The organism is Variovorax sp. F042 (genome assembly GCF_057814215.1).
The window spans coordinates 1-311 of the sequence record NZ_JBVASX010000054.1 but is presented as its reverse complement, the minus strand read 5'-3'; the positions used below and the strand labels follow the sequence as shown (position 1 = coordinate 311).

The window sequence follows — 311 nt, the reverse complement described above, 5'->3', positions numbered from 1 at the left end:
ATGGTGAGCGCCGCAGCCGCGAGGATCACGTAGACAGACCGGGTGTCGCGGATCCAGAACACCGGATGGCGGTCGAGCAGCAGGTCGCGCAGCGTGCCGCCGCCCACCGCGGGGACCGAAGCGATCACCACCACGCCCAGCCAGTCGAGGCCCGCATGGCCGGCCCCCGGCGCCCCACGGACCGCGACGACCGCCACGCCGGCGAGATCGAGGACGGAGAGCAGCCCAGCCTTCAGACGATGCGCTTGACCACCTGGCCCGTGACACGTGCCAGCGCCGCGCGCGGCACCTTGTCGGGCGCGATTTCGGCG

The 311-nt window shown here is 73.0% G+C and carries 1 protein-coding gene; it reads right to left on the bottom strand.

Annotated features, from left to right (window positions below; all coding sequences use genetic code 11):
- Window positions 1-224 (bottom strand): trimeric intracellular cation channel family protein (locus ACZYSP_RS35365; RefSeq protein WP_489019213.1); only part of this gene is annotated, 224 nt, incomplete at its 3' end.
- Window positions 225-311: the final 87 nt, after the last annotated feature.